The sequence below is a fragment of the Microbacterium sp. ARD31 genome (assembly GCF_031844425.1).
Genome location: NZ_JAUZVE010000040.1, coordinates 40,277 through 64,326, shown reverse-complemented (window position 1 = coordinate 64,326; position 24,050 = coordinate 40,277). Strand labels below are relative to the sequence as shown.

The 24,050-nt window shown below is 72.9% G+C and carries 21 protein-coding genes and 1 tRNA gene; 13 read left to right on the top strand and 9 right to left on the bottom strand.

Annotated elements, in window-relative coordinates; all coding sequences use genetic code 11:
• Positions 1-134 precede the first annotated feature (134 nt).
• From Q9S36_RS40915 to Q9S36_RS40905, 3 genes are all read right to left on the bottom strand, one after another.
• Positions 135-1,598 carry an exopolysaccharide biosynthesis polyprenyl glycosylphosphotransferase gene (locus Q9S36_RS40915; protein ID WP_311290492.1) on the bottom strand — a complete coding sequence of 488 codons (1,464 nt, stop codon included), beginning with the start codon at positions 1,596-1,598 and terminating at the stop codon, positions 135-137.
• A 137-nt stretch (positions 1,599-1,735) separates the two neighbouring features.
• The gene (locus tag Q9S36_RS40910) at positions 1,736-2,419 is read right to left on the bottom strand and encodes a response regulator transcription factor (protein WP_311290491.1); all 684 of its coding nucleotides are present in this window, start codon (positions 2,417-2,419) and stop codon (positions 1,736-1,738) included.
• Positions 2,397-3,395: a HAMP domain-containing sensor histidine kinase gene (locus Q9S36_RS40905; protein ID WP_311290490.1), complete on the bottom strand. Its 999-nt coding sequence runs from the start codon at positions 3,393-3,395 to the stop codon at positions 2,397-2,399. Before Q9S36_RS40905 ends, Q9S36_RS40910 begins: the two co-directional genes overlap by 23 nt.
• Positions 3,396-3,774: 379 nt before the next feature.
• Between Q9S36_RS40905 and Q9S36_RS40900 the strand changes: the two genes are divergently transcribed.
• The 3 genes from Q9S36_RS40900 to Q9S36_RS40890 all read left to right on the top strand — a co-directional run bounded on the left by Q9S36_RS40900 (position 3,775) and on the right by Q9S36_RS40890 (position 5,794).
• Positions 3,775-4,545 carry a LuxR C-terminal-related transcriptional regulator gene (locus Q9S36_RS40900; protein WP_311290489.1) on the top strand — a complete coding sequence of 257 codons (771 nt, stop codon included), beginning with the start codon at positions 3,775-3,777 and terminating at the stop codon, positions 4,543-4,545.
• Between the two features lie 66 nt (positions 4,546-4,611).
• Entirely contained in the window at positions 4,612-5,382 is a 771-nt protein-coding gene (locus Q9S36_RS40895) for a 3'(2'),5'-bisphosphate nucleotidase CysQ (protein ID WP_311290488.1), read from the top strand.
• Positions 5,383-5,386: 4 nt separating this feature from the next.
• On the top strand, positions 5,387-5,794 hold the full coding sequence (locus Q9S36_RS40890) for a VOC family protein (protein ID WP_311290487.1): 408 nt from the start codon (positions 5,387-5,389) through the stop codon (positions 5,792-5,794).
• 4 nt (positions 5,795-5,798) lie between these two features.
• On the opposite strand, the gene Q9S36_RS40885 is transcribed toward Q9S36_RS40890, so the two are convergent.
• Both Q9S36_RS40885 and Q9S36_RS40880 read right to left on the bottom strand, forming a co-directional pair.
• Positions 5,799-6,761 (bottom strand): lytic transglycosylase domain-containing protein, encoded by a 963-nt coding sequence (locus tag Q9S36_RS40885; protein ID WP_311290486.1) that lies wholly within the window; start codon positions 6,759-6,761, stop codon positions 5,799-5,801.
• 90 nt (positions 6,762-6,851) lie between these two features.
• Entirely contained in the window at positions 6,852-7,523 is a 672-nt protein-coding gene (locus tag Q9S36_RS40880; RefSeq protein ID WP_311290485.1) for a hypothetical protein, read from the bottom strand.
• 226 nt (positions 7,524-7,749) lie between these two features.
• Between Q9S36_RS40880 and mfd the strand changes: the two genes are divergently transcribed.
• From mfd to Q9S36_RS40865, 3 genes are read left to right on the top strand one after another with little or no spacing between them, the layout of a single operon-like run.
• The gene (gene mfd, locus Q9S36_RS40875; RefSeq protein ID WP_311290484.1) at positions 7,750-11,331 is read left to right on the top strand and encodes a transcription-repair coupling factor; all 3,582 of its coding nucleotides are present in this window, start codon (positions 7,750-7,752) and stop codon (positions 11,329-11,331) included.
• A 3-nt stretch (positions 11,332-11,334) separates the two neighbouring features.
• Positions 11,335-12,015 (top strand): hypothetical protein, encoded by a 681-nt coding sequence (locus tag Q9S36_RS40870; protein ID WP_311290483.1) that lies wholly within the window; start codon positions 11,335-11,337, stop codon positions 12,013-12,015.
• The gene (locus Q9S36_RS40865) at positions 12,015-12,419 is read left to right on the top strand and encodes a MazG nucleotide pyrophosphohydrolase domain-containing protein (RefSeq protein ID WP_311290482.1); all 405 of its coding nucleotides are present in this window, start codon (positions 12,015-12,017) and stop codon (positions 12,417-12,419) included. The genes Q9S36_RS40870 and Q9S36_RS40865 overlap by 1 nt, the downstream gene beginning before the upstream one ends.
• 42 nt (positions 12,420-12,461) lie before the next feature.
• Here Q9S36_RS40865 and Q9S36_RS40860 read toward each other — a convergent pair whose 3' ends face one another.
• From Q9S36_RS40860 to Q9S36_RS40850, 3 genes are all read right to left on the bottom strand, one after another.
• Positions 12,462-15,155, bottom strand: coding sequence for an esterase-like activity of phytase family protein (locus Q9S36_RS40860; protein ID WP_311290481.1), 2,694 nt, complete (start codon positions 15,153-15,155; stop codon positions 12,462-12,464).
• A 93-nt stretch (positions 15,156-15,248) separates the two neighbouring features.
• A complete protein-coding gene (locus Q9S36_RS40855) occupies positions 15,249-16,493 on the bottom strand; it encodes an APC family permease (RefSeq protein ID WP_311290480.1) in 1,245 nt (414 codons plus the stop codon).
• A complete protein-coding gene (locus Q9S36_RS40850) occupies positions 16,490-16,987 on the bottom strand; it encodes a helix-turn-helix domain-containing protein (protein WP_311290479.1) in 498 nt (165 codons plus the stop codon). The genes Q9S36_RS40855 and Q9S36_RS40850 overlap by 4 nt, the downstream gene beginning before the upstream one ends.
• 114 nt (positions 16,988-17,101) lie before the next feature.
• Here Q9S36_RS40850 and eno point away from each other — a divergent pair, with 114 nt between their 5' ends.
• The 7 genes from eno to Q9S36_RS40815 all read left to right on the top strand — a co-directional run bounded on the left by eno (position 17,102) and on the right by Q9S36_RS40815 (position 22,832).
• Entirely contained in the window at positions 17,102-18,379 is a 1,278-nt protein-coding gene (gene eno, locus Q9S36_RS40845) for a phosphopyruvate hydratase (protein ID WP_311290478.1), read from the top strand.
• A gap of 19 nt (positions 18,380-18,398) precedes the next feature.
• Positions 18,399-19,025 carry a septum formation initiator family protein gene (locus tag Q9S36_RS40840; RefSeq protein WP_311290477.1) on the top strand — a complete coding sequence of 209 codons (627 nt, stop codon included), beginning with the start codon at positions 18,399-18,401 and terminating at the stop codon, positions 19,023-19,025.
• A gap of 10 nt (positions 19,026-19,035) precedes the next feature.
• Positions 19,036-19,578, top strand: a complete 543-nt coding sequence (locus Q9S36_RS40835) for a DUF501 domain-containing protein (RefSeq protein ID WP_311290476.1) — start codon at positions 19,036-19,038, stop codon at positions 19,576-19,578.
• Between the two features lie 160 nt (positions 19,579-19,738).
• Positions 19,739-20,671, top strand: coding sequence for an exopolyphosphatase (locus Q9S36_RS40830; protein WP_311290475.1), 933 nt, complete (start codon positions 19,739-19,741; stop codon positions 20,669-20,671).
• Positions 20,668-21,489 carry a uracil-DNA glycosylase gene (locus tag Q9S36_RS40825; protein ID WP_311290474.1) on the top strand — a complete coding sequence of 274 codons (822 nt, stop codon included), beginning with the start codon at positions 20,668-20,670 and terminating at the stop codon, positions 21,487-21,489. The genes Q9S36_RS40830 and Q9S36_RS40825 overlap by 4 nt, the downstream gene beginning before the upstream one ends.
• An 8-nt stretch (positions 21,490-21,497) precedes the next feature.
• Positions 21,498-21,571, top strand: a tRNA-Leu gene (locus Q9S36_RS40820).
• 382 nt (positions 21,572-21,953) lie between these two features.
• Positions 21,954-22,832, top strand: a complete 879-nt coding sequence (locus Q9S36_RS40815; RefSeq protein ID WP_311290473.1) for a Bax inhibitor-1/YccA family protein — start codon at positions 21,954-21,956, stop codon at positions 22,830-22,832.
• 129 nt (positions 22,833-22,961) lie between these two features.
• Here Q9S36_RS40815 and Q9S36_RS40810 read toward each other — a convergent pair whose 3' ends face one another.
• Positions 22,962-24,047 (bottom strand): SGNH/GDSL hydrolase family protein, encoded by a 1,086-nt coding sequence (locus Q9S36_RS40810; RefSeq protein ID WP_311290472.1) that lies wholly within the window; start codon positions 24,045-24,047, stop codon positions 22,962-22,964.
• Between the last annotated feature and the right edge of the window lie 3 nt (positions 24,048-24,050).

The following is a 24,050-nucleotide window of genomic DNA, read 5'->3' as shown; positions in this document are numbered from 1 at the left end:
CGTCCGCCCGGGTGGAGGGGGCGGCCGCGGCGGGGGTGTCCTCGGGGGTGGCGCCGGGTGTGGCGTCGTCCGCGCAGCCGCCCAGCGCCAGCGCCGCGGCGAGGCAGGCGGCGAGGGCGACCAGGCGGGGCCGGTCAGTAGGCACCGCGGTGCCCCAGCACGGCCCGCACGGTGCGGGCCAGGATCGATGCGTCGAGGCGCAGCGACCAGTTGTCGACGTACTTGAGGTCGAGGCGCACCGACTCGGTCCACGACAGGTCCGAGCGACCGGAGACCTGCCACAGGCCGGTGAGGCCCGGCTTCACCGCCAGCCGGCGGCGGGGGTCGACGTCGTAGTTCTCGACCTCGCCCGGGAGCGCCGGTCGCGGTCCCACCAGCGACATGTCGCCGCGCACCACGTTCCAGAGCTGGGGCAGCTCGTCGAGGGAGTAGCGGCGCAGCTTGCGGCCCAGCGGGGTGACGCGGGGGTCGCACTTGATCTTGAACATCACGCCGTCGAGCTCGTTGGAGAGCGTCAGGGTGTTGCGCTCCTCCTCGGCGGCCGTGCCCATCGTGCGCAGCTTGATCATCGTGAAGAGGTCGCCGTTGCGGCCCACGCGCTCCTGCCGGAACAGGGCGGGACCCGGGCTCTGGCGGCGGATCATCAGGCACAGCACGCCCAGCAGGGGCAGGAAGGCCACGAGGGCGGCGAGAGCCAGCGCACGCTCGACGACGTCCTTGACGACGCGGCGCGGGCTGTCGAGGGCGGCCGGGGCGACGTGCAGCACGTCGAGCCCGGCGGTCGAGACCACCCGCGCCCGCTGCGGCTCCACGTCGAGGAGACCGGTGCCGAGGTAGATCTCGCCCCCGACCGAGGCGACCTCCCACTGCAGGCGGCGCAGCGCCACCGGCGCGGTGTGCCGGCCGGGCAGCACGACGAGCGCGTCGGCCTCCTCGGTCACGAGTGCCGGCACCGCCTCGGTGAGGCCGAGGTAGGTCGGGATGTCGAGGAACGGCAGGTTGCTGCGGCGGGTGAGGCAGACCGCGACGACGTCGTCGCGGTTGACGGTCCGCAGCTCGACCAGGGCGTCGCGGATGTCGCGCGGGTGCCCGGCGAGCACGATCCGGGCCCGGGGTCGTCCGGCGACGAGCACGAGCAGGGTGTGGGTGAGGACGAGAGCGATGACGAGCACCGACAGAGCGGCGGGGGCGGCCGCCTCTGTCGACAGGGGGGTGCCCGCCACCGCGACCAGGAGGGCGATCGCGCCTGTCTTCGCGATGCGCAGCAACGCTGCGGCCCGGTTGTCACCCAGCGTCGTGCGCCGGTAGTGACCCATGACGGCCAGGGCCAGCACCCAGCCGGCGGCCGCGAGGGGAGCGATCCAGAGCGGCAGCCGGACCTGCAGGGCGGCGGCGGCCGCGACGGCGGACAGGGCCGTCCACTCGGTCGCGACCCGCACCCGCGAGTCCCAGCGGCTGCGGCGCGGTGCGGGACGTGCCTGGACGGCGGGCGCGCTCTCGGTGCGCGGCCGCGGCACGGCGATGATGCGACTGCGTCGCGCCGGCGAGTCCGTCAGCGCGTCGGTGATCGTCGATTGCACCGTGACTGCTTCGGTCATGTGATGCCCACCCCCATTTGGCCCAACGTGGCACGTGCCTCCCCAGGCACCGCATGCCACGACCCTAGGAATTCGCCCGCCGTGCGGCATGCCGTAAATGCGGCAAAGCCACGCAGGGGCCGGGCCCGGCAGGGCGCTCAGGCGCCCTGCCGCCAGCCGATCTGGTTGGCCATCCCGACCGCCGCGAGCTGCGAGGAGACCTCGAGCTTGTTGAGGATGGACTTCACCTGGGTGCGCACGGTCGCCTCCGACACGACGCTGTCCTGCGAGATGGTGCGCACCGTGCGTCCGTCGATCAGCGCACCGAGGACCTGGCGTTCGCGCGGGGTCAGCAGGTCGAGGCGACGACGGATGTCGTCGTGGGCCTGGCGGTCGCGGGCCCACGCGTCGAGCAGCGACTCGAGCTCCTCGCGCCCGATGACCGGGAGGCCCTGGTGGAGCCGGCGCACGGTCGCGAGCGCCGACTGCAGCGCGCCGCTCTTGGGGAGCACCTTGCGGGCGCCCATCCGCATGCAGCCGCCCCAGCGCCCGACGTCCTCCGACGCGGTCAGCACCACGACGTTGACGTGGGCACGGGCCAGCGGCGCGATGAGGTTCATCCCGTCACCGAACCGACCGAGGTCGAGGTCGAGCATCACCGTGCGGGGGTTGGCCCGCAGGGCGAGGGAGCGCAGCGTCGCCATCGAGCCGCCCTCGGCGGGCATCTCGAGCCGGCGCACGTCGTAGCCCTCCAGGGAGAGCGCCAGCTCGAGGGACTCGGCGAAGAGGACGTGGTCGTCGATGATCAGGACGCGGTGGTCAGCCCGAGCGGAGCCATGCATGGCTGTCCTCCACGATCCCGTTCTCCGTGGACCGGCGCGCGGCCGGCAGCGAGATGACGAAGGACGAGCCGACGCCCTGGTCCTCGGCGAGCCGCAGGGACCCGCCGTCCTCGCTCATCAGCCGCTGGGCCAGGTGCAGGCCGATGCCCTCGCCGGGCGACCCCTCGCCCTTGCGGCCCCACTCGAAGATCTCGGTGCGACGGTCCTCGGGGATGCCGCACCCGTCGTCGGTGACCCGGATGTCCACGGTCTCGTCGTCGCGCTGCACCACCTCGACGACGCTGGTCTCGCTGCCGCCGTGGGTGACCGCGTTGTCCATCAGGATGTTGACGGTCTCGGCGAGCGCGTCGTAGCGGGCGCGCACCTTGGTGCCGTTGCTGCGGAACTCGACCCGGCGCCCCTTGAGGTGCTGCAGGTCGAGGATGTGGCCGAGGGCCTCGTCGAGGTCGATCTCGGCGGCCGGCTCGTCCTTCTTGCTGAGCAGCCGCTCCATGCGGTCGAGCTCGCGCCGGACGGACGCCCACAGGTGCTGGCGGGTCTCGGCCGGGATGTCCGGGTTGTCGAGCAGCGCCGAGCCGCTCACCAGGCCGGCGACGGTGCTGCGCAGCTCGTGGAGCTGCTCGCGCTGGTCACGGGTGGCGGCGACCAGGACCCGGTCGACGTCCTCGGCCCGCCTCCGCTCGAGGCTGGTGGCGCGTCGCACGCCCGCGAGGGCCCCCATCACGAGGGCCACCCCGAGGACGGCCACGCCCAGCTGCGACACCAGGTCGGCCACGTCACGAGACGACGTGGCGCCGAACGTCAGCAGCGACAGGAGCAGGGCCTGCCCCGCCACCAGTGCCGTCGCCGCGACGACCCACCTCGTCAGGACCTCGCTGACCGTCCTGCGGTCCGACCTGGTCCCACGAGGCCCCCCGTGCCCCGTGGCCAGCACCGCCCGACGGCGGTGCGGTCCCCCGATGATCTCCCCACGCATGTGCTTCCCCCCATGTGATGACGCTGACTGCTGGAACTGTCGATCTGTGCGTCCGGCGCTCCTGCGGCCTGACTGAGGTGCTCCTCGGGAGAGCCGGCTCAGAAGAGGCAGGTGGTGCCGGTTGTGGGGGTGTTCATGGATTGTGGGTGCCTACCGAAAACGTGGCAAAAGCGGTCTGGTCCGCCGTCATCAGGACTCCCGAAGTCTTCGTCAAGGCTCCCTTGAGGCAGCACCCAGCGGATCGGCAGGGGTTTTCAAGACCGACAGGCGCGGGACGTGGCGACCGTCTCCCCAAAACGGTGCACATTGCTCGGCTGGCGCTCACGGGTGGGCCCTCCCCCCTCAGGGTGGGATCATCGTCTTGCGCGAGGGAGTAGTGATGGGCGTATCGGGACGCGACCGCGACGACGCGCGGACGGGAGTGGGCGTCGGGGCGCCGCCCTGGGTCGTGTCCCCGCACCTGCTGGTGTCCCAGGCGGTCGGCGCGGCGCTGGGCGCGGAGGGCACGCCGGTCGCGGTCCATCCGTGGGAGACGTTCGTCCACGAGGCCGAGGTCGCGATCTCGCAGGGCGCTGCCGTGCACGTGGTCGTCATCCTCGACGCGCTCGACAGTCGCGGCGTCCGGGAGAAGATCACCCGCCTGCTCGCCCTCGGCGAGGCGCGGATCGCGGTGGTGACCGCCGGCCCGCCGGCCCCGTGGTGGGGCGGCCTCCTCGAGGGCGAGGCGGTCGAGGTCGTGTCGATGGCGACCTCGGTGATGCAGCTCGCCCGGGTCGTGCAGCGCTTCGCCTCCGGCGAGCGCTTGATGGATCTTGAGAAAAGAGCCGAAATGCGGGAGGCGTGGGCGAAGGCGCTTGACAGGCGCCAGCACCTCGTGCAGACGGTCCGCACGCTGACGCCGCAGCAGCTGCGCGTCCTCGAGCTGCTGTCGTCCGGTCGCCGGGTGCGCGAGGTCGCCGAGGTCCTCGGCGTCACCAGCGGCACCGTCCGCAGCCACGTGAAGACCCTCCGCGCCAAGCTCGGCGCGCGCACCCAGCTCGAGGCGGTCGCCATGCTCCGGCAGGTCCACGAGGTCGGCGACGGCGCCGACCTGGTGCCGCGCCCGCGCGCGGCCGCGCCTGCCGACGAGGAGTCCGTGGCCCGTCGCTAGGCTCGGGCGCATGACCTCACCCCACGACGAGCCTCGCTTCGCTCCCCTCGACGCGGGGGCCCCGAGATGATCGATCCCACTGCCCTCGACGACCACGCCTTCGCCGTCTGGGCGGCCGAGCGCGCCGGCACCGTGCTGCTCGACGTACGGTCCCGGGCGGGGGACGACGGCCTGGAGGGCAAGGCGCTCAAGGACGCCGGCGACGCCGCCGCGCAGGCCGAGCTGGACCGCATCCTCACCAAGCACCGTCCCACCGACGCCGTCCTCTCCGAGGAGGCCGCCGACGACAAGTCCCGGCTCACCGCCCGCCGGGTGTGGATCATCGACCCGCTCGACGGCACCCGCGAGTTCTCCGAGCCGCCGCGCGACGACTGGGCCGTGCACGTCGCCCTCTGGGAGGACGGCGACCTGGTCGCCGGGGCGGTCGCCCAGCCCGCGCTCGGGGAGACCTTCTCGACCGGCCGGCCCAGCGTCGTACCGCCCCGCACGTCCGAGCGCCCCCGGATCGCGGTCTCCCGCAGCCGCCCGCCGGCCTTCGTCGAGGCGCTGGCCGCGGAGATGGACGCCGAGCTGGTGCCGATGGGCAGCGCCGGGGTGAAGGTGATGAGCGTGGTGCGCAACCTCGCCGACGCCTACGTCCACGCCGGCGGGCAGTACCAGTGGGACAACGCCGCGCCGGTCGCCGTGGCCCGCGCCGCCGGGCTGCACTGCAGCCGCGTCGACGGCTCGCCGCTGGTCTACAACGAGGACGACACCTCGCTGCCCGACCTGATCGTGTGCCGTCCCGAGCTCGCCGAGGCGATCATCGACTTCGTCCGCCGCCACGGCACGGAGTGATCCGATGACCTCCTTCGTCTCGCACACCACCGTCGACTGCCACGACGCCTACGAGCTCTCCGAGTGGTGGAAGCAGCTCCTCGGGTACGTCGACGTGGCGGGCGACCCCAACGAGCCGGGGCACGAGGAGTGCATGATCCTCGACCCGGACACCGGCCACAGCATCCTGTTCATCGAGGTGCCCGACGCGGAGCTGCCGGCCAAGCGGATCCACTTCGACCTGCGCCCGCGAGCCGGGAGCCGGGACGCCGAGGTCGAGCGGGTGCGCGGCCTCGGGGCCGTCGAGGTGGCCGACCAGCGCGGGCAGCACGGCCCTGGCACCGGATGGGTGGTCTTCGCCGACCCGGAGGGCAACCAGTTCTGCATCCTGCGCTCGCAGGCCGAGGTCGACGCGGGTCCGCCGGCCGACTGACCCGTCAGGGGAGCCGTTCGGGGTGCGCGGCGACGTACGACCGCACCGGGACGGGCCGCCGGTGGGCGTAGCCCTCGGGGAGCCACACGCTCCCGGCGCGGGTCAGGTAGTAGACCTCCCAGGCGAGGTAGCCGCCGAGCTGGCGGGGGTCGCGGCGGATCACCTCCGCGTGGTGGGTGACGCCCCGGACGTAGGCCCAGGAGTTGTTGTAGCGCCAGAGGGCGGCGCCCTTGTCCCGGGCGAAGCCGTTGGCCTGCAGCAGCCGGCCGGCGGCGAGGATCGCGTCGTGCGCGTCGTCGATGTCGCCGCCCGCGCCGTAGATGTCCCACGTGGTGGGGATGAACTGCATCGGCCCCTGGGCGCCCGCCACCGACGTCCCGCGGATCCGCCCGAACTGGGTCTCGACCATGTTGATGGCCGCGAGGTACTCCCAGTCCACGCCGAAGCGGCGCTCCGCCTCGCGGTAGCTGCGCACCAGGGTGCGCTCCGACGCCGGCGGCACGATCCGCCACGCCGGAAGCTCGTCGGCCAGGTCGCGGTCGGCCACCGGGTGCATCGAGCGGAACTCGCGCCGGGCGGCGACGTTGGCGCGCAGCCAGCGGCGGTCCGCCGGGCGCAGGTCCTCGAGCACCCGGGGCAGCCAGGTCCGCCGCCCTGCGGTCTCGCGCACCGCCAGCTGGGCGGTGTGCCCGGCCGCGGCGAGCAGGTCCGGTGACGGGTCCGCGGAGCGGATCACCCGCTGCGCGGCCGCGACCATCGCCGCCGCCTCCGCGGGACCGGCCGGGCGGCGCGGGGTCCCGGCCAGCGCGGCCTCGAGCTCAGCGGGTACGTCGTCGCCCTCGCGCGCCTCGCCCGAGACCACCGCGTCGGCGGGCCGCGCGTCGTCGCCCGGTGGGGGAGTCCGCGCGGCGCCACCGCAGGCCGTCACCGCGAGCAGCAGCGCGGCGAGGAGCGGCGTACGGGTCATGGCTCCACTCTCACACAGCCCCGGACGCGACAGACCCGGCAGAGCGTGCTCTGCCGGGTCTGTCGAGGAAGCGTCAGGAGACGGTGTCGATCAGAAGACGGTGGTCTTCCAGACGAAGCCGTTGGCGGTGAAGCGGGAGTCACCCTTGACGGTGAAGCTCCAGTACCAGGTGCCGCCGCGCTTGGGCAGGGTGACCTTGTACTTGCCGTTGGACTTGGTCTTGATCGTCTTGTACTTCTTGAACCCCTTGTTCTGCTTCTTGCTGACCTGGATGACGATCTTCTTGTTGCCGTAGTCGGGCGTGACCTTGCCCTTGATGACGAAGCCCGAGCTCGGGTAGGTGATCTTGCGGGCCACGCTGACGGTGAACGGCGCCGACTCGCTGGGCGCGTAGTTGTTCTGGTAGGTCGAGGTGGCGGTGTAGCCGCTGTAGACGACCTTGTACGTCGTGGTGGCCTGGGGCTTCACGTCGTAGAAGGAGCTCGAGGCGGAGGTGCCGGTGGCGACCGGGACCCACGCGGACGTGCCGGCCTCCATGGCGTAGAGGGTCGAGGTGCCGTAGCTGGCGCTCGAGCCGTTGGAGGCGTCGACGTCGACGCTGACGTAGAGGTCGTCGCCGTACTCGAGCTGGGTCTCGCTGGGCGTGGCGGCGGTGGTGGTGGTCAGGTTCTCCGTGGCGTGGCTGGGCGCGGCGACGGCGATCGGCGCGAGGCCGAGCAGTCCGGCCGTGACCGAACCGGCGACGAGACGAGTGATGCGCATGTTCCCCGTTGTTCCTCTCGGTGGAAGATCTGGTCCGACCAGCACTCGGGTGCCGGTCGCTGTGCGGTGGTGCTACCCCTGTGACGCCCGGGACAAACCCGGAGTTGTCCGCCAGGTCGGCCCCTCATCCCGATCGCGCCGCTGTCGGGCACCACCCGTAGACTTTCACGATCCCCCCTTCGTCCGGCGAACGGGGGTCGTTCGCGTGCTCTCGAAGGGATCCACGGTGTCGTCCACGCCACTCCTCGCCCTCGCCCACCGCCTCGTCTCCGCGCCCACCCTCGGCGGCGCGCTCGCCGACGCCGCGGTGCAGGCCAGCCTCGACCTCACCGGTCCCGGCGCCGTCAGGCCGGTGGTCGTGCACGGCCTGGTCGAGCGCGGGCGCACGGTGCTGGCGGTGACCGCGACCTCGCGCGAGGCCGAGGACCTCGTCGAGGAGCTCGCCGACCTCGTCGACCCCGACACCGTGGCCTACTACCCGAGCTGGGAGACGCTGCCGCACGAGCGCCTCAGCCCCCGCAGCGACACCGTCGGCCGCCGCCTGGCCGTGCTGCGCCGGCTGCGCCACCCCGGCACCGACGCCGCCAACGGCCCGCTCAAGGTGGTCGTCGCGCCGATCCGCAGCCTGCTGCAGCCGCAGGTGCCGGGCCTCGCCGACATCGAGCCGGTCGAGCTCGCGCCGGGCGACTCGCGGCCGCTGGAGGAGGTCGTGCGCGGCCTGGCCGACGCGGCGTACTCCCGCGTCGACATGGTCGAGCGCCGCGGCGAGTTCGCAGTGCGCGGCGGGATCGTCGACGTCTTCCCCCCGACGGAGGAGCACCCGCTGCGCGTGGAGTTCTGGGGAGACGACGTCGAGGAGATCCGCGCCTTCGCCGTGGCCGACCAGCGCACCCTGGAGAAGGTGGACCGGCTCTGGGCGCCGCCGTGCCGCGAGCTGCTGCTCACCGACGACGTACGCCGTCGCGCCGCCGAGCTCGGCCAGGCGCACCCGCAGCTGCTCGAGCTCACCGACAAGATGGCGGCCGGCATCGCGGTCGAGGGCATGGAGTCGCTGGCCCCGGTCCTCGTCGACGGCATGGAGCTCCTCGTCGACCTGATGCCCGCCGGCACGACGGTGCTGGTCCTCGACCCCGAGCGCGCCCGCACCCGCGCCCACGACCTGGTGGCCACGAGCGAGGAGTTCCTCGGCGCCTCGTGGGCCGCTGCCGCCGGTGGCGGCACCGCCCCGATCGACCTGGGCGCCGCCTCCTACCGCGAGATGGCCGACGTGCGGCTCCACGCGCTGGGCCTGGGGCATGCCTGGTGGACGGTGAGCCCGTTCGGGATCGACACCGACGACGCCCCCACCGGCGCCCTGACCGACGCCGAGACCGCCGGCGTGCCGAGCCGGACCCTGCCCACGCACCCCGCCGAGGCATACCGCGGCGACCTGCAGAAGGCCGTCGACGACATCCGCGGGTGGGTGACCGACGGCCTCGAGGTCGCCGTGGTCCACGCCGGCCACGGCCCGGCCGAGCGCTTCGTCGAGCTGCTCGGCGAGAACGACATCGCCGCCCGGCTCGTCGAGGAGGGCGAGCCGGCCGGGGCCAACGTCGTCACGGTGACCTGCGGGCACCTCGTCCACGGCCTGGTGGACGAGGAGGCCAGGGTCGCGATCGTCACCGGTGACGACCTGTCGGGCCAGAAGACCTCGACCCGCGACATGCGGCGAATGCCGACGCGCCGCAAGCGGCAGATCGACCCGCTCGAGCTCAAGGCCGGCGACTACGTCGTGCACGAACAGCACGGCGTGGGCCGCTTCGTCGAGATGAAGCAGCGCGAGATCGGTGGCGCGGTGCGCGAGTACCTCGTCCTGGAGTACGGCGCCAGCAAGCGCGGCGGCCCCAACGACATGCTCTACGTCCCGGCCGACACCCTCGACCAGGTCACCCGCTACGTCGGCGGCGAGAACCCGAGCCTCGACCGGCTCGGCGGCGGCGACTGGACCAAGCGCAAGAACAAGGCGCGCCGTGCGGTCCGCGAGATCGCGGCCGAGCTCATCAAGCTCTACGCCGCGCGACAGGCGACGAAGGGCCACGCCTACGGCCCCGACACCCCGTGGCAGCGCGAGCTCGAGGACGCCTTCCCGTTCACCGAGACCGTCGACCAGCTGACCACCGTGGACGAGGTCAAGGCCGACATGCGCAGCGTCGTGCCGATGGACCGCCTCGTGTGCGGCGACGTCGGCTACGGCAAGACCGAGATCGCGGTGCGCGCGGCGTTCAAGGCGGTGCAGGACGGCAAGCAGGTCGCCGTGCTGGTGCCGACGACGCTGCTGGTGACCCAGCACCTGTCGACCTTCTCCGAGCGGATGTCGGGCTTCCCGGTCGTGATCAAGGGGCTCTCGCGCTTCCAGACCGACAAGGAGGCCAAGGAGGTCGTCGCCGGCCTCGCGGACGGCTCCATCGACATCGTGGTCGGCACCCACCGCCTGCTCAACCCGGACATCAAGGTCAAGGACCTCGGCCTGATCATCGTCGACGAGGAGCAGCGCTTCGGCGTGGAGCACAAGGAGCAGATGAAGCGGATGCGCACGTCGGTCGACGTGCTGTCGATGAGCGCGACGCCGATCCCGCGCACGCTCGAGATGGCGGTCACCGGTATCCGCGAGATGTCCACGATCACCACGCCGCCGGAGGAGCGGCACCCGGTGCTCACCTACGTCGGCGCCTACGAGGACCGCCAGGTGGTCGCGGCGGTGCGCCGTGAGCTGCTGCGCGAGGGCCAGGTCTTCTACATCCACAACCGGGTGCAGTCGATCGAGAAGGCCGCGGCCCGGATCCGGGAGCTGGTGCCCGAGGCGCGGGTGGCGACCGCGCACGGCCAGATGAACGAGCGCCAGCTCGAGCAGGTGATGCTCGACTTCTGGGAGAAGCGCTTCGACGTCCTGGTCTGCACGACGCTGGTGGAGAGCGGCCTCGACGTGTCGAACGCCAACACCATGATCATCGAGCGTTCCGACACCCTCGGCCTGTCCCAGCTGCACCAGCTGCGGGGTCGGGTCGGCAGGTCCCGCGAGCGCGCCTACGCCTACTTCCTCTACCCCGCCGAGAAGCCGCTCACCGAGACCGCGCACGAGCGCCTGGCGACCCTGGCACAGCACTCCGACCTGGGCGGCGGCATGGCCATCGCGATGAAGGACCTCGAGATCCGCGGCGCGGGCAACCTGCTCGGCGGCGAGCAGTCCGGCCACATCGCCGACGTCGGCTTCGACCTCTACGTCCGGCTCGTCGGCGAGGCGGTGGCCGACTTCAAGGGCGGCACGGAGGAGGAGCTCGTGGAGGTCCGCATCGAGCTCCCGGTCGATGCCCACCTGCCCCACGACTACATCCCCAGCGAGCGGCTGCGGCTGGAGATCTACAAGCGCCTGGCCGAGGTGCGCCTCGACGCCGACGTCGACGAGGTCCGCGAGGAGCTCGTCGACCGCTACGGCCCGCCCCCGGAGGTCGTGGAGTCGCTGCTGTTCGTCGCCCGCTTCCGCGCGCGCTGCCGGCAGGCCGGGGTGCGCGAGGTGACGGTGGCCGGCAAGTACGTCCGGTTCGCGCCGGTCGACCTGCCCGAGTCGCGCGTCGTACGGCTGCAGCGGCTGCATCCGCGCAGCGTCGTCAAGGCACCGGTCAGTACCATCCTCGTGCCGCGGCCGCAGACTGCCGGCTTCCCCGTGCAGCCGGTGGCCGGGGTGGCTTTGCTTGAATGGGCGCGCGGCGTGATCGACGAGGTGATCGACCCGCCCGCGCCGGCGGCCCCCGCAGCACCGACCAAGGAGTAGCCCGTGAGCAAGACCCGCCTGATGACGGCCGCGACGCTGGGCGTCGCCGGCCTGCTGCTGACCGGTTGTGGCAGCGCCTCGCCGGGCGTGGCGGTCACGGTCGGCGACGAGCAGCTCTCGGTCCGCGACGTCGACACGGCGGCGCGCGAGATGTGCACTGCGCTCGGCGACCAGTTCGAGGCGCAGAGCACCGTGCTCCCGATGAGCTTCATCCGCCAAGGCACGGTGCAGCTGCTGACGCTGCGCGCGCAGGCCATGCAGGTCGCCGACGAGTACGGCATCGAGCCGGGCTCGAGCTACCGCAACGATGTGGCGCAGCGTCGTCGTACGGCCGCGTCCATGCCGGAGGACGTCCGCGAGACCTACGTCGAGCTCACCTCGGCCAACGCGCTCGCCAGCGACATCGTCGACCAGGTCGGCACGATCGTCCTCGAGGAGCGCGGCGTCACCGACCCCACCACCGAGCAGGTCACCCAGGCCGGTGTCGACGTGTTCAACCAGTGGCCCGACGCGAACGGCATCGAGATCGACCCCCGCTACGGCCTCGAGAGCGTCGACGGCGTGCTGACGCCGGTCGACACCAACACCTCGGTCGCGGTCGGCCAGACCGCGAAGGACGGGCTCAAGACCGAGCCCGACGCGGCGTTCGCCAGGACGCTGCCGATGACCCACCGCTGCGGCTGATGACCGAGGGCTCGGCCCTGGAGGCGTTCGCCGAGCAGATGCGGGTGCTGCGCCGTGAGTGCGCGTGGAAGCGCGAGCAGACGCACACCTCGCTGGTCCCGTTCGTCCGCGAGGAGGCCGAGGAGGTCGTCGAGGCGATCGAGTCCGGAGACCCGGCCGCGTTGTGCGACGAGCTGGGCGACCTGCTCCTCCAGGTGGTGATCCACGCGGTCATCGCCGAGGAGGCGGGCGACTTCACGCTCGACGACGTGGCCCGCGGCGTGATCGCGAAGATGGAGCGGCGCAACCCCCACGTCTTCGGCGACGCGGTGGCCACCGACGCGGCCGAGGTCCTCCGGCTCTGGAACGCGGCGAAGGCGGCCGAGAAGGCCGAGAAGGCCGGTCATCAGCCGGGGACGCGATGAGGATCCCCGGCGCTCGCCGGGGATCCCCATGACGTAGGTGGCTCAGCCGCGCAGGCGGACCTGCTCGACGCCGGCCGAGCGCCGGTGCCCGGCGTCACCGAGGTAGGTGACGACGACCTTGTAGCGCCCCGCCGGGACCCGGAGCACGATCGCCCTCCGCCCGTCGCGGAGCCTCGCGGTGCGCTCGGCGACCTCGGCGCCCGCCTTCTTCAGCACGACCCGGACGGCCCCGGTGGGGTCGCCGGGGCGCACCCGGGCGAGCACGCCGACCTTGCGGCCGGGGAGGTCGGTGACCTTCACGGCCACCTTCGTCCGGACCTTGGTGGCCGGGACGGGGGCCGGGGTCGTGGTGGGCGTCGTGGTGGGAGTCGTCGTCGGCGGGGTGGTCGGCGGCGTGGGCGTGGGCGGCGTGGTCGGCGCCGGGCCGAACACGGACGCGGCGGAGCCGAGGCGCAGGAACTGTGTCTCACCGGTGGCGTCGTCGAGCCCGTCGTTGTCGGTCACTGCGTAGACCTGGCCGTCGGCGCCGATCGTCAGCCCCTCGAGCTTCTCCTGGGTCCACCCCTTCAGCGCCTCGAGGTGCGGCAGCACGTCGATCGCCAGCTTCTTGGTGAGCGCCACCGGGGTGGTGGTGCCGCCGGTGGCCGGGACGTCGACGGTGTAGACGCGCTTGACCGCCGCCATGGTGCCGTTGAGCTTGTCGCGCTCGATCACCGCCAGGGTGTCGTCGTCGACGGCCGTGATCTCCGACAGGCCGATCCAGTCGCCCGCCGTCGTGGTCGTCTGGAGCGGGTAGGAGAACCACGACCACGTGCCGGCAGCGACGTCGTACCTGCCGATGCGGGCGTTGTCGCCCTCGGCGGACGCGGTGGTGGCGATGTCGCTGAAGAGCGGGCGCTGGAGGACGGCGTAGACGACCTCTGACGAGCCGGAGCCGGTGGCGGTGACGCCCTCGAGGCCCCACTTGCCGACCTTGGCGGCGACGTCGGCCGGCAGCGCGACCTCCTGCTGGACGACGCCCTTCGCGTTGGTGCGGACCAGCTTGTTCTGGGCGCCGGTGGCCCCCTCGCTCGCGAGCCAGAAGCCGCCGCCGCTGCGGGCGTGCAGGCCCTCGACGTCGAGGCCGGTGGCGATCGTGCCGTCGGCGTTCCTCACCTCGACGACGCGGTCGATGACCGCGGGGGTGCCGCTGGTGTCGATTTTGTAGAGCCTTGCGGTCTCGTACGCCGAGTCGCTCGCGCTCCACAGGGCGCCGGCGTTGCCCGGCGCGCCCGACAGCGCGCCGAGCGCGCCCCAGCCGATCGGGAGGCCCGACGACTCCTCCGCCGAGACGACGCTCGGGAAGGCGGGCGCCTTCTCGCCGTAGGCGTAGACGCCGACCGAGGCGCGCACCTGGGCGCTGGCGTCGTCGGTCTCGGAGGAGACGACGAGCAGGTCGCGCGACGGGACGGCGAGCAGGCCCTCGGGACCGTTGGTGGCGGGCAGCGCCTGCTCGAGGACCGGCTTGACCGGGTCGGTCAGGTCGTAGACCGCGACGACGTTGCTGCGCTCGGAGCCGACGAAGGCACGCTTCCTGCCACCGATGGTGGAGATCAGCAGGCCCTCGGGCTCAGAGCCCTTCTTGGCCGCACGGTCGTCGTTGTGCAGGCCGAGCGAGGTGGTGAGGTTCTCGAAGGAGTTCTTCGCGTCCCACACCGGCGTGCCGGTGGTGGTGTCGAAGATCGTCCAGCCGCGCGTGCCGCCCTTCCAGTCGCCCTCGTTCGCGGTCGCGACGTGGGCGGCGTCGACCCAGCCGATCGAGTCCGGCTCGCGCGGGGCGGTGACGGTGCCGCTCGGGTTGAACAGGCCGTCCTTGGTGACGTCGACGCCAGTGACGGTGGCCGTGCCGGCTGAGAAGACCGTGTCGATCGTGCCGGTCGGCACGTCGATGACGACGATGCCGTTGTTCTCCTGGAGCGTCAGCGCGAGCTTGTTGGCGGCGTTGATCGTGACGTACTCCGGCTCCGGGTCCGACGGGGTGTCGAGGCCGGCGGCCGCGAGGGTCGGCTGGTCCAGCACCACCGCGCGGGTCGTCCACGCGGCGGGGTCGGTCGTCGACGGCAGGTCGAGGAGCTGCACGAAGCCGGCTGGTGCCTGGGGCAGGTCACCCTCCGCACCGCCGGCGGGCGTGGCCTCCTCGTCGCGCTGGTTCTCCATGGCGATGGCGGCGTACGCCTTGTCCGGGCTGATCGCGATCGAGTCGGGCTGGCCGCCGAGGTCGATCGTGCGCACCAACTCCTGCGTCGAGATCCGGACGACGACCAGGCTGCCCTTCGGGTTCGGGAAGTCCCCACCGGTCTCGTCGATGGCGATCAGGGCGAAGTCGCCGACCACGGCGACCGAGGTCGGCTGGTCGTCGGCGTGGCCGAGGGTGGCCAGTTCGATGGTGCCCAGGCCCTTCGGGGCGGCCGGGTCGGTGATGTCGAGGAGGCCCACGCGCTTGCCGGGGGCGTCGGTGTAGACCACCGTCCTCCCGTCCTCGCTGACCGCCGAGATCTCGGCGACCGTCTCGGCGGTGGGGTCCACCCCCTCCGGGACGTTCTGGAAGACCGGGTAGGTCGCCACCCGGTCGAAGGCGCCGGAGCCGGCCTCGGCCGCGCCGGACGTCGTACCGGTCAGGGCCACCAGTGAGAGCGGCAGGAGGGACAGGGGGACCGCGGCGGTGGCGAGGATCGCCAGCCCACGTCGTCGGTGCATGCTGAGTGCCTTTCGCGCACGAGTGGCCCGAGATGTCGGGCGCATGCTTGCGGCGGCGCGTGGCGCGTCGGTGACGGCGACGTGAACGCGGGGTCAGCGTGAGGTGGCGACCAGCCGCCCGACCACCCCGACGGCGAACACGGCCAGCCCCGCCAGCACCGAGCCGAGCGGCAGCGCGGCCGCCATCACGACACATCCCACCAGCCCGAGCACCTGGAGCCCGCGGGGCCAGCGGCGCTGGTCGGCGGGTTGGCGCAGGGCGGACAGGTTGGCGACGGCGTAGTAGACCAGCACGCCGAAGGACGAGAAGCCGATCGCGCCGCGGAGGTCGACCGCGAGCACCAGCACGACGACGGCGACGCCGATGACGACCTGCGCCGTGTCGGGGACCTGGTGGTGCGGGTCGACGGACGCCAGCGGACCGGGCAGGTCGCGCTCGCGTGCCATCGCGAGCGTCGTACGCCCGACGCCCGCCAGCAGGGCGAGCAGGGCACCGAGGGCGGCGGCCGCTGCCCCGACGCGGACGACCGGCACGGCCCAGTCCGCGCCGAGCGCCTCGGTCGCAGCGGCGACCGGCGTGGGAGAGCCCGGCAGGTCGGCGCCCAGGAGGTGGAGCAGGGCGAGCCCGACGAGGAGGTAGAGCACGACGGCGGTGCCGAGCGCGACGAGGATCGCGCGGCCGAGCTGCTCGGGCCGGCGCACCTCCTCGGCGAGGGTGGCGATCCGGGCGTAGCCGGCGAAGGCGAAGAACAGCAGCCCGGCGGACTGGAGCACGCCCCACACGCCGCCGGTCGCCTCGAGCGGCGGGACCGGTCCGGCGTCGCCCGTCGCGGCCAGCGCGAGGAAGCCCACCAGCACGAGCAGCGTGGCGACCAGCAGCACCCTGGCCGCCGTGGCGGTCCGGGTGATGCCGCGCAGGTTGAGCACCGTGAAGGCGACGACGACCAGCGCGGCCAGCCCGCGCGCCCACCAGCCTCCGGCAGGGACGGCGTACGCCGCGAACGTCATCGCCATCGCCGCGCACGACGCGGTCTTGCCGACCACGAAGCCCCAGCCGGCGAGGAACCCCCACCACGGGCCGAGCACCTCGCGGCCGAAGAGGTAGGTGCCGCCCGAGGAGGGGTACGACGACGCCAGCTGCGCCGAGGCGACCGCGTTGCAGAAGGCCACCACCGCGGCGATGCCCAGCCCGACGAGCAGCCCGCTCCCGGCGGCCGCCGCGGCGGGGGCGAAGGCCACGAAGACCCCGGCGCCCAGCATCGCGCCGAGCCCCACGACGACGGCGTCGCCGGTGCCGAGGCGGCGCGCAAGACCCGGCTGCACGGCGGGCGGGCTCATGCCGGGCCCCCGGTCGACCCGGTCGACCCGGGCGCCCGGTCGAGGGGCACGACCGTCGGGTCGGGCGAGAACGCGTCGACGTAGGCCTCGCCGAGCGCGTCCGTCACGTCGTCGGCGGCCTGCGCCGGCAGCCGGATCCCGTCGGGCGGGTGGAAGTGCACCTCGCCCGGGGCGTCGAGCTCCCAGCTCGTCGGATCGGCACGCCACTGCGACGGTGACGCCCCGAGCTCGCGGCGGAACGCGCGCACGAAGACGTCGTAGCCCCGGAACCCGCAGTCGGCCGCGATGTCCTGGAGCCGGCGGTCGGTCTCCCGCGCCTGCCACGCCGCACGCTCGAGGACGAGCCGGTCGCGGAACCTCGCCGGCGACTCGCCCGCCATCGCACGCCGCAGCCGCGTCGCGCCACGATCCCCGGCCGGGTCGTCGGCACTGGCCGTCGCGCGGTCCACGAGGGCCCCGAGGTGCTCCGCCGGACCGGGTTCGCGTGACGCCACGAGGCCCACGCTAGCCCCACCCGGACCGGTCCCCGCGGACACCCGGGCGACGTCAGGACCCGACGTGGCTAGGCTGGCCGCCGACCCACGACGTACCCCCTCAGGAGCTCTGCCATGTCGATCATCGCTGCAGTCGGCGCCCGCGAAATCCTCGATTCGCGCGGCAACCCCACCGTCGAGGTGGAGGTACTTCTCGAGGACGGCGCGTTCGGCCGGGCGGCCGTGCCCAGCGGCGCCTCCACCGGCGCCTTCGAGGCCGTCGAGCTGCGCGACGGCGGCAAGCGCTACCTCGGCAAGGGCGTGCAGAACGCCGTGACCGGTGTCGTCGACACCATCTCGGGCGCGATCGTCGGGCTCGACGCCGACGACCAGCGCCTCATCGACCAGGTGATGCTCGACCTCGACGGCACCCCCAACAAGGCCAAGCTCGGTGCCAACGCGATCCTCGGAGCCTCGCTCGCCACCGCCAAGGCGGCCGCCGAGTCCGCCGGCCTGCCGCTGTTCCGCTACGTCGGCGGCCCCAACGCGCACCTGCTCCCGGTGCCGATGATGAACATCCTCAACGGTGGCGCCCACGCCGACTCCAACGTCGACGTCCAGGAGTTCATGATCGCGCCGATCGGCGCGGCGACCTTCCGCGAGGCGCTGCAGCAGGGCGCGGAGGTCTACCACGCGCTCAAGTCGGTGCTGAAGAAGAAGGGCCTGTCCACCGGGCTCGGCGACGAGGGCGGCTTCGCGCCGAACCTCGACAGCAACCGGGCCGCGCTCGACCTCATCGCCGACGCCGTCAAGGCCGCGGGGTTCAAGCTGGGCAAGGACATCGCGCTCGCGATGGACGTCGCGGCCAGCGAGTTCCACGACAAGGGCAGCTACACCTTCGAGGGCAAGAAAACCAAGACCGACGCGATGGTCGACTACTACGCCGACCTCGTCTCCTCCTACCCGATCGTCTCCATCGAGGACCCGCTCGACGAGGAGGACTGGGACGGCTGGAAGGCCATCACGGACGCTCTCGGTGACAAGACGCAGCTCGTCGGCGACGACCTGTTCGTCACCAACGTGGAGCGGCTGCAGCGCGGCATCAGCGGCGGGCAGGCCAACGCGATGCTGGTCAAGGTCAACCAGATCGGCTCGCTCACCGAGACGCTCGACGCCGTCGAGCTCGCCCACCGCGCGGGCTTCCGCAACATGATGAGCCACCGCTCCGGCGAGACCGAGGACACCACCATCGCCGACCTGGCGGTCGCCACGAACTGCGGCCAGATCAAGACCGGTGCGCCGGCCCGCTCCGACCGCGTCGCGAAGTACAACCAGCTGCTCCGCATCGAGGACGAGCTCGGTGACGCGGCTCGCTACGCCGGTGCGGGCGCGTTCCCGCGATTCACTGGCTGAACCGGGCACACTGGACCGCATGCCTTCCCAGCGTCGTACTCCTCGGGGCGGGCCGGGCGGTGGCGGGTCACGCGGACCGGGGCAGGGCTCGACGCATCCCGGCTCCCGCGGCCGCCGGCCACGGGCGTCGACGCGTACGACGTCCGAGCCGGCCGCCGAGACCGGCACCACCGTCGCGGCACGCCCTGCATCCCCGAGGAGCGACGCGCGGCGTCCCCGCCTGACCGGCCGGGCGGCGGTCCTGGTCCTGGTCCTCGCTGTGCTGACGGTGTCCTACGCGTCGTCCCTGCGGGCCTACCTCCAGCAGCGCTCGCACATCGGCGAGCTCAAGGCGACCATCGCCGAGCGCGAGGCCAACATCGAGGACCTCGAGCGCGAGAAGAAGCGCTGGGACGACCCTGCGTACGTCAAGGCGCAGGCCCGGGCCCGCTTCGGCTACCTGATGCCCGGCGAGTCCGGCTTCGAGGTGATCGGCCCCGACGGCAAGCCGCTGGAGGCCCAGGCCACCCTCAACGACCCCTCCGACGTCATCAAGACGGTGCCGAAGGCGTGGTGGAGCGCGGCGTGGGAGTCCATGGAGCTCGCCGGCAACCCGCCCCCGCCGGACGAGCAGCCCGCAGACCTGATCGACGGAACCCAGCAGTGAGCAGCCACAGGTGAGCAACAAGAAGGACGACCACGCGGGCGAGCAGCGGATCGACCCCGCCGACGAGGCCGCCGTCCGTGCCCAGCTCGGCCGCACGCCCCGCGGCATCGACTCCGTCGGCCACCGTTGCCCCTGCGGGAACCCCGACGTGGTCACCACGGAGCCCCGGCTGCCCAACGGCACGCCGTTCCCGACGACCTTCTACCTCACCTGCCCGCGCGCGGCCTCGCGCATCGGCACCCTCGAGGGCTCCGGCCTGATGAAGGAGATGCAGGCGCGCCTCGGGGAGGACGAGGAGCTCGCCGCCGCCTACCGCGCGGCCCACGAGAAGTACCTCGCCCACCGCGCCGAGGTCGGCGCCCGGGCCGGGCTCGACGTGCCGGAGATCGACGGCATCTCCGCCGGCGGGATGCCCGACCGCGTCAAGTGCCTGCACGTGCTGGCCGGACAGTCGCTGGCCATGGGGCGCGGCGTGAACCCGCTCGGCGACGAGGTGCTCGACGCGCTCGGCGACTGGTGGGCCGCCGGCCCCTGCGTCACCGTCGAGGACTGACCGGGCACTTCCTCGCGCTGCAAGCCCGTGACCGGGCACTTCCTCGCGCTGCAAGCCCGTGACCGGGCACTTCCTCGCGGTACGCGGGGGGTCCAGCGCGAGGAAGTGCCCGGTCGACGCCCCCCAGCGCGAGGAAGTGCCCGGTCGGCACAATGGCGGCATGACTCACCCGACGCCCACGGTCGCGGCGATCGACTGCGGGACCAACTCGATCAAGGTGCTCGTCGGCGCGGTCCGCGACGACGGCACCCTCGACGTCCACCTGCGCGACTCCCGGGTCGTGCGCCTCGGCCAGGGTGTCGACGAGACCGGCGTGCTCGCCGAGGAGGCGCTGGAGCGCACCTTCGCCGCCATCGACGAGCTCGCCGCGGTGATCCGCGACCACGGGGTGCCGCCCGAGCGGTTGCGCTTCTGCGCCACGTCGGCGACCCGCGACTCCAGCAACGCCGCGGTCTTCGCCGAGGGCGTACGCCGCCGGCTCGGCGTCGAGCCGGAGGTGCTGTCGGGCGACGAGGAGGCCGCGCTCGTCTTCGCCGGTGCTATCGCCGCCCAGGACCCCGCGCCGGCCGAGCCCGTGCTGGTGGTCGACATCGGCGGCGGGTCGACCGAGCTGGTCCTGGGCGAGGGCGACGAGCGACGGTCCGTCTCGATGGACATCGGGTCCGTGCGCCTGCACGAGCGCCACCTCCACGGCGACCCGCCGACCGCCGACGAGCTCGCCGCCTGCCTGGCCGACATCGAGCAGCACCTCGACGCGTCCGGCGTACCCCTCGAGCGCACGCGCACCGCGATCGGCACCTCCGGCACGATCAAGACGCTGGCGTGCGGCGTGATGGGGCTCGACACCTACGACCGGGCCGCCTTCGACGGTGCCGTGCTGTCCAACGCCGACACCGAGCGCTTCGTGCACCGCCTCGTCGCGATGACGGTCGAGGAGCGGCGCGCACTGCCCTACATGCACCCCGGCCGTGCCGACGTCATCGACGCGGGCGCGCTGATCTGGACCCGCATCCTGGCGCGGGTCCCGGTGCCCCGGCACGTCGTCTCCGAGGCCGACATCCTGCACGGCATCGCCGCCGCCATCGCGCGATGACCCCCCAGGACCTGCCGCACCCGCTCGTCGGCGGGCGGTTCAGCAGCCCCGTGGCGCCCGGCACCGGCTGGCCCGACGACCCGGCTGCCCCCGACACCCCGGTCGCCCGCGATGCCGACGACGTACGACGTCTCGCGCAGGCCGGCGACCTCGCCGAGCTCGACGCCCGGGTGAGCGTCTGCTCGGCCTGCCCGCGGCTGGTGGCGTGGCGGGAGGGGGTCGCGGTGGAGAAGCGGGCGTCGTTCGCCGACCAGCCCTACTGGGGTCGCCCCATCCCCGGCTGGGGCGACCCCGAGCCCTCGCTGCTGATCGTCGGGCTCGCCCCGGCCGCCAACGGTGGCAACCGCACCGGCCGGATCTTCACCGGCGACCCGAGCGCGGACTGGCTCTTCGCCAGCCTGCACCGCACCGGGTGGGCGGTCCAGGAGACGAGCCACCACGCCGGCGACGGGCAGCGGCTGGTGGGTGCGCGGATGGTCGCGACCGTGCGGTGCGCGCCTCCGGAGAACAAGCCCACGGCGGTCGAGCGCGACACCTGCGCGCCCTGGATCGCGGCCGAGCTGGCGCTGCTGCCCACGGTGCGCGTGGTCGTCGCGCTGGGCTCGTTCGGCTGGGACGGCGCGATCCGCTCGCTCGTCGCGGCAGGCGCGCCCGGCCCGCCGCGGAAGCCGAAGTTCGGCCACGGCGTCGAGGTGCAGCTCGGCGACGTCGTGCTCGTCGGCTGCTTCCACCCCTCGCCGCACAACACCTACACCCGCCGGCTGACCCGGGAGATGACGGACGAGGTCTTCGTCCGGGCGCGGTCGCTGACAGACTGAGCCCGCCGGCCCCGGTATCCCAACCGGTAGAGGAAGCCGCCTTAAAAGCGGTCAAGTCTGGGTTCGAACCCCAGCCGGGGCACCGTTCCCGGGCATGGCGCACGCCGTGCCCGGGGAGTAACGTCGACCGGTCAATCTCCCCGTCGGAGGTCGCCATCTCGAGCTGGGTCGTCATCATCGTCGTGATCCTCGTGATCCTGGTCCTGATGTCCGTGGGGAACGTCGGCAGCAGGGGCGACCACACCGTGAACGCGCAGCGCTGGTGGCACAAGCACGAGTGACGGGCGCCCGGACGTGCGCTCTCCGCCGGCTTCCTGAGAAGTTGCTGTGAGGGGAACAGCAACCCCACCGCGCACGTTTGAAGAGGTGTCACCCCGGCTAGAGTGGTGTGACGTGACAGGCGCCGTCACCGCGACGGCGTCGGAACCTCCGGATCCTCCGGGGGCGGCCTCCAAGGAGAGACCATGAAGAGCAACAACCCCGTTTTCGCCCGTTCCGAGGAGTTCAACCGCGCCTCGACGAACGCCTACGGCAACCAGACCTACGCCGGCGGCTCCGCCTACCCGGGCTACGGCGACACGACCAACGACCCCTCCACCTGGGGCACCGGCACGCCCGGCCAGGTCGACCAGGGCCGGATGACGATCGACTCCGTCGTGCAGAAGACGGCCATCTCCGTCGCCGTGATCTTCGCGACCGCCATCGTCACCTGGTGGTGGATCGGCGACATGGGCACCACCGACAGCTTCGGCCAGACGGTCGTCGACAACGACGCCCTCGGCCGCGCGAGCATGGGCGCCATGCTCGGCGCCGGCGGCGCGTTCCTGCTGTCCCTGGTGAACTCGTTCAAGCGCGTGATCAGCCCCGCCCTGGTGATCGCCTTCGCCGCCCTCGAGGGCGTCGCGCTGGGCGCCGTCAGCAAGCTCTTCGAGGTGCAGTTCGACGGCGTCGTGATGAGCGCCGTGATCGGCACCTTCGGCGCCCTGGCCGGCACGCTCGCCGCCTACAAGTTCCTGAACATCAAGGTCGGCGACAAGTTCCGCCGCGGCGTCGTGGCCGCCATGTTCGGCATGGTGGGCCTGGGCCTGCTGTCCCTGGTGCTGGGCTTCTTCGGCATCAACACCGGCCTCTACGGCATGGGCGGCCTCGGCTTCGCCTTCGCCCTGGCCGGCCTGGTTCTCGGTGTGCTCATGCTGATCCTCGACTTCGACTTCGTCGAGCAGGGCGTCGCCGCCGGGCTCCCGGAGCGCGAGTCGTGGCGCGCCGCCTTCGGCCTGACCGTCAGCCTGGTCTGGATCTACACCAACCTGCTGCGCATCCTCGCGATCCTGCGTCAGGACTGAGCCACCGCTCCACCCCACCGGCCCGCCCGAGCCACGCTCGGGCGGGCCGGCGGCATGTCCGGGGCCCGTGTCGGGGTATCTAGGGACGATCTGGGCGTTCGGAGGGTGCGATCGCCTACCAGAACGTCCCTAGGTACCCGGGGACGGCGAGGAGGCGGGGGAGGCGGGGGAGTCGGCGAGCTCACCGCCCGCCTCCTGCTCCTCCTGCTCCCCGTGCTCGTCGTGCTCGGGCGACTCGGCGTCGGTGGACGGACGCCGGCGGCGGTGCCGGAGCTCCACCCAGCGTCCGCGCAGGCCGCGCTGGGTGCCGCCGACCTCCGTGCCGTCGACCTCCGTGCCGGGGGTCCGGGACGCCCGGACCGCGGCGGCCGCGACCGGGAGGATGCCCTCGCGGCGCAGCGGCTCGGGCAGCGCCTCGTCGTCGGGCAGCAGGTCGAGCGCGGCCAGGCACGACGGGATGAGCACCGACGCGAGCTGCTGGTAGCCGTCGGCCGACGGGTGGAAGCGGTCGGGACCGAACAGCACCGCGGGAGCGGCGTCGAACTCCGGGCCGAGGATGTCGCCGAGGGAGACCGAGCGGCCGCCGTTCTCCACGACGGTGATGGTCTGCGCCGCGGCGAGGCGACGCGACCACTCCCGCGCGACCTGCTTGAGCGGCGGGGGGATCGGCCGGATCGTGCCGAGGTCCGGGCAGGTGCCGACGAGCACCTCGATGTCGGCCTCGCGCAGGCGGCGTACGCCCTCGGCGAGGTGCCGCACCGACGCCGACGGCAGCACCGAGTGGGTCACGTCGTTGGCCCCGATCAGCACGACGGCCAGGTCGGGGTGGGTGGGGATCGCAGCGTCCACCTGGGCGGCGAGCGCACTGGACTGGGCGCCGACCACGGCGAACGAGCGCAGGTGCACGCGACGGTCGGCCTGCGCGGCGACGCCGGTGGCCAGCTGGGCGCCCGGGGTCTCCTCGACACGCTCGACGCCGTAGCCGGCCGCGCTGGAGTCGCCGAGCAGGGCGATCCGGATCGCGGGTCCGGGGCGGCCGCGGCCGTACCACCCGGTCGAGTCTGGGGGGATGTCGGTCGCGTTGCCGATCATCCGGCGCGCGATCTTCGCCTCCGCCACCAGGACGCCGTACAGGCCGGCGCCGAGCACGGAGAGTCCGCCGCCGCCCAAGGCCGCGGCCGATGCCAGCTTGCGTGCTGCTCCTGTCGCCCCCACGAC